This is a genomic window from Actinosynnema sp. (assembly GCF_052038725.1).
The window spans coordinates 1-3,672 of sequence record NZ_JBQGCX010000785.1; the positions used below are offsets into that span (position 1 = coordinate 1).

The 3,672-nt window shown below is 78.7% G+C and carries 2 protein-coding genes; both read left to right on the top strand.

Going from position 1 to position 3,672, the window contains the following annotated elements; genetic code table 11:
- Positions 1-93: 93 nt before the first annotated feature.
- The gene (locus tag ACTUAL_RS16200) at positions 94-1,248 is read left to right on the top strand and encodes an Hsp70 family protein (RefSeq protein ID WP_440900846.1); all 1,155 of its coding nucleotides are present in this window, start codon (positions 94-96) and stop codon (positions 1,246-1,248) included.
- An 8-nt stretch (positions 1,249-1,256) separates the two neighbouring features.
- Positions 1,257-3,623 (top strand): helix-turn-helix transcriptional regulator, encoded by a 2,367-nt coding sequence (locus tag ACTUAL_RS16205; RefSeq protein ID WP_440900847.1) that lies wholly within the window; start codon positions 1,257-1,259, stop codon positions 3,621-3,623.
- The last annotated feature ends 49 nt before the right edge of the window (positions 3,624-3,672 follow it).

The window sequence follows — 3,672 nt, forward strand, 5'->3', positions numbered from 1 at the left end:
GCGGGCCGCGCCTAAGCCGAGGTCGGCGGCCGGGGCGGCCGGGGCGGCGGCGCCCCCACCGGCCTCCACCGCCCCCCCGACGGCGACTCCCCGGTGGGCGAGCCGGGCGACCCGCGCTGGACCGCCTCGGACTTCGTCCGCCGGGTCGGCGACGACGTCCCCGTCGTCCTGGGCGCGGACCCGTGCACCCCCCAGGAGCTCGTCGGGCTGCTCGTCGCCCACGTCGCCCGGCGCGTGGCCGAGCGCGAGGGCGAGCCGCCCGCGCACGTCGTGCTGTCCCACCCACCAGGCTGGGGCCCGCACGCCAGGGCGCTGGTCCACGCGGCCCTGCGCGACGCCGGGCTCGCGCGGGTCACCCTGCTCCCGGAACCGCTGGCCGTCGCCGCCGACCACGCCGAGAACCACCGGGCCCGCGCCGGCCTGCTCGCGGTGCTGGGCGTCGGCAGCCACGCCACCACCTCCGCGCTGGTCCGCCTCGCCCCGAACGTCGAGCACGAGCTGCTCGCGTGGTCCGAGGAGGCCGACCGGTGGGCGGGCGCCGACCTGGACGACCTGGTCTTCGCGCACGTCGCCGCCGAGCTCGGCGGCCTCGACCCGGCGCAGCCGCACCTGCTGCCCGCCGTCGCCAGGCTGCGCCGGGACTGCGAGTCCGCCAAGCGCGTCCTGTCCGGCGTGCCCGTCACGGCCGTCCCGGTGCACCTGCCGGACGGCCGCGTCGACGTCGAGCTGACCAGGGAGCGCTTCGAGGAGCTGGCCAGGCCGGGCGTCGAACTGGCCGTGCGCGGCCTGGAGCGGCTGTGCCGGGGCCACCGCCCCGACGCGATCGCCCTGGTCGGCGGCACCGCCAGGACGCCGCTGCTGGCCTCCGCCGTCGCCGCCGCCGTGCCCGGCAGGCTCGTGCTGGCCGCCGCCCCCGAGGCCTGCGCGGTCCGGGGCGCCGCCCTCGCGGGAAGGCGGCTGCTCCTGGGCCCGGACACCGGCCCCGACCACGGCGAGACCTCCGTGCTCGTGCACGGGGACGACCCGTCGCTGCGCTTCCCCGTCGGCCAGCTCGCCTGGGACGACGCGGAGAGCGCCGCGCCCCCGCCACGCCCCCCGGTCGAGATCACCCCGCTCGACCTGCCCACCCCCCTGTCGGTGAAGCGGGTCGTGCGCCGCGGCCTCGCCCCCATCGGCCGCTCCCGCCGAGGCGGCCGGTCCGAGCGCGACCCCCGACACCGCACCCGACACGACGAGGACGGCCGTTGAGCCACCGCATGACGACTCCCCCCAAGCCCGTCCTGGACACCGCGGCCCGCGCCCTGCTCGACGAGATCGCCGCGAACCCCGGCGCGGTCCTGCGCCTCGGCGTGCTCGCGCCCGGCGGGCACGGGAAGACCACCCTGCTGCGCGAGGTCGAGCGGGCCTTCGCGCAGAACGGCGCCGACGTCACCGCCGTGGACGACGCGCACCTGCTCGGCGACGACGAGCTGCGCGCCCTGCGCGCCCTGGTCGAGCGCGGCGACACCTCCGTCGTCGTCGCCTACCGGCCGTGGCCGCGCTCCCGCGCGCTGGCCGCGCTCGCCGAGTCGCTCGGCCGCGTCCGCCCCGCCCACCTGCCCGCCCCGCTCACCCGCGAGCAGGTCAGGCACGCCCTGCCCCCGTCCACCGGCCGCGCCCTGGTCGACTTCGTCCACCAGCAGACCGGCGGCGTGCCCCGCTTCGTCGCCCGGCTCTCCGGGCTGACCTCGCCGGAGCTGACCCCGGACGTCATCGCCTCCTTCCGCGCCGACCTGGACTGGCTCGACCCGGACGCCCAGAAGTTCCTCCTCGCCGCCGAGGCCGGGGCCGCCCTGCGCCTCGACCTGCTGCGCTCGCTGCTCGGCGGGGACGCCGACCGGGTCGCCGACGTCATCGACGCCGCCCGCGCCACCGGCCTGCTCGCCCCCGACGGCACCCTGCTGCCGGTGGCCCGCACCGCCGTCGCCGCCCTCAGCCGCACCGACCGGCGCATCGCCGTGCGCCGCGCGCTGGCCGAGTCCCAGCTGCGCGTGGGCGGACCCGTGCTCGACCTGGTCCGGCCGCTGCTCACCGCCCCCGGCCCCGAGCTGTCCGAGCTGTTCACGGCCGCCGCCGCCGAGGCGCTGCCCAGCGACCCGGCGCTCGCCGCCCGGCTGCTCGCCGCCATCGGCACCCCCACCCCCGAGGTGGCCGTCCGGCACGCCACCGCCTCCGCCATGGCGGGCGACCTGGACTCCGCGCTGCGCCTGGCCGACCGGGTCGTCGCGGGCGGCGACCAGACCCACCGGGGCGCCGCCGCCGAGGTCGCGGCCATCGCCCTCGCCCACCGGGGCCAGCTCGCCCGCAGCACCGAGCTGCACCGGTGGTCGCCCAGCGCCACCTCCACCGCGTTCGCGCACATCGGCCAGATCGGCGTCGGCGCGCTCCCGGTCGCGCCGCTGCCGCCCGCCCCGCCCACCCTGCTCGGCGGAGCCGCCTCGCTGATGGCGCACGGCGTCCTGGAATCGGTCACCGGCAGCCCCACCACCGCGCTGTCCACCCTGGTCAGGGCCTCGGGCCTGCTGGAACCGGCGGGCGCGGGCGTGCTGCTGCCCGACTCGCCCGCCGCCCTCGCCGCGCTGGTCGCGCTGCACAGCGGCGAGCCGGTGGTCGCCGAGTCCGCGCTCGACCGCGCCGTCGCCTCCGGCCTCGGCGGCTCGCTCATGGCCGTGCGGCACCGGCTGCTGCGCGCCTGGATCGCCATGGGCCGGGGCAACCTGGAGCGCGCCCGCGAGACGATCACCGCGCTGCGCAGGGCGAACCGGCCCCTCGAACCCCGCGACTGGATCTTCGCGGTGGCGCTGGAGATCGGCATCGCCCGCCGCAACAGCGACCTGCCCACCCTCAAGCGCACCTGGGAGCAGGCCTGCGAGGCGGTGCTGCGCCACCCCGTCGACCTGTACACGTTCCTGCCGCTGGGCGAGTTCGCCGCAGCCGCCGCCCGGCTGCGCGACCAGCACCGCCTCGCCCCGCACCTGGCCGCCGCCGAGGACCTGCTGCGCGGCCTCGGCAACCCCGCGCTGTGGGCGGTGCCGCTGCACTGGAGCGGCCTGCACGCCGCGATCATCACCGAGGAGATCCCGGCCGCCGAGGAGCACGCCGCCGCGCTCGCCGCCCACCGCGACTCGGGCCGCTACTGCGCGATCGTCTCCCGCGCCGCCGAGAGCTGGCTCGACGTGCTCGCGGGCAAGGTCGACCCCGACCAGGTCGAGCAGGCCGCGCGCGGGCTGCACGCGGCGGGCCAGTGGTGGGACGCCGCCCGCCTCGCGGGCCAGGCCGCCATCCGCACCTCCGACCGGCAGGCCATGGTCCGGCTGCTCGACTGCGCGCGGCTGCTCCAGGGCAGGCCGCTGGGCGGGCGCAAGCCGGTCGAGCCCGAGACCGGGCAGGAGACCGGCAAGCTCAGCGACCGCGAGCGCGAGGTCGCCGAGCTGGTCGTCGGCGGGCTCACCTACAAGCAGGTGGGCGACCGGCTGTTCATCTCCGCCAAGACCGTCGAGCACCACGTGGCCCGCATCCGGCAGCGCCTGGGCTGCACCAGCCGAGCCGAGCTGCTCGACCAGCTCCGCCAGATCGTCGGCTGACCCGGAGCCGGTGGGCCCCCCGGCGAGCGGGGCCCCCAACCCCGCGGGC